General features: G+C 61.6%; 1 protein-coding gene. It reads left to right on the top strand.

Annotated features, from left to right (window positions below; all coding sequences use genetic code 11):
* Positions 1–1314 (top strand): amino acid adenylation domain-containing protein (locus DXK93_RS29870; RefSeq protein WP_119452022.1); only part of this gene is annotated, 1314 nt, incomplete at both ends.

Here is a 1314-nt window from a genome sequence, read left to right as displayed (position 1 = left end):
TGGGGCGTGAATGCTCACCGGTACCCGGATGCGGAGCCGGTACACCGGCTGATCGAGCGCCGCGTACGGGACTATCCACATGCGAGCGCACTATTGTTCGGCGATGAGTCGCTGACGTATGCGGAATTGAACTTGCAGGCCAACCGTCTGGCGCACCGCCTGATCAGGCTGGGGGTAGGGCCGGACGTTAGGGTTGGGATCGCGGTGGAGCGTTCCATCGAGATGGTGGTGGGGCTGCTGGCGATCTTGAAAGCTGGCGGCGCGTATGTACCGCTCGACCCCGGGTATCCCGTGGATCGGCTGGCCTACATGATGGTGGATAGCGAGATCCGGCTATTGCTGACGCAGCGCGAAGATCGGCTGCCGGCGCTGGACGGGCTCGAGGTTCTGGAGCTTGAAACGCTGGACGTGGCGGATGAATCTGGAAACGACCCAAGAGTCGATGTGCACGGCGAGAACCTGGCGTATGTGATCTATACCTCGGGGTCCACGGGGCGTCCAAAGGGGGTTGGCATCCCTCATCACAGTTTGGTCGAGCATGCCCAAGTAGCGGTTGATTTTTTCGGTCTCACCAAAGCGGATCGGATGCTCCAGTTCGCGACCTTGAACTTCGACGGTTGCATCGAACAGTTGTTTCCACCCCTGATCCAGGGGGCTTCGGTGGTGTTACGCGGCCCTGCCTTGTGGGATAGCTCCACGTTCCATCAGGAACTGATGGCAAAGCAGATAAGTGTCGTGGATATCACGACGGCGTACTGGCTCTTGCTGGTACAGGACTTCGCCCGGCAAGGCGTCCGAGACTATGGTGCGTTGCGTCAGGTTCATGCCGGTGGCGAGGCCATGCCGCCGGAAGGCCTCAATGCCTGGCGTGCAGCCGGGCTGGAGCGCATCAGGTTGTTGAACACGTATGGACCGACAGAGGCGACCGTCACTGCCTCGACGCTGGACTGCCAGCCCTATGTGAATGCAAGCAAGCCGCTCCCGCTGCAAATGCCGATCGGCACGCCCTTGGCTGGCCGGGAACTCCGGGTTGTGGATGCTGACTTCAACCTTGCGCCACAAGGGGTGTCAGGTGAATTGCTTATCGGTGGAGAACTGCTGGCGCGCGGCTACCTGGGCCGTGCGGGTTTGAGCGCGGAGCGCTTCGTGGCGGACCCGTTCGGCGAGGCTGGCGGCCGGCTTTACCGCACTGGCGATCTGGTGCGCTGGAACGCAGAGGGCCAGCTGGAGTACCTGGGACGGGTCGATCATCAAGTCAAGATACGGGGATTGCGTATCGAACTGGGCGAAGTGGAAGCGCAGTTGCTGTCGCAG

It is taken from the genome of Achromobacter sp. K91 (genome assembly GCF_003576205.1).
GTDB classification, from domain to species: domain Bacteria; phylum Pseudomonadota; class Gammaproteobacteria; order Burkholderiales; family Burkholderiaceae_B; genus Achromobacter; species Achromobacter aegrifaciens.
Note: the sequence above shows the minus strand (reverse complement) of the source record. Positions and strands in the feature narration are given on the sequence as shown.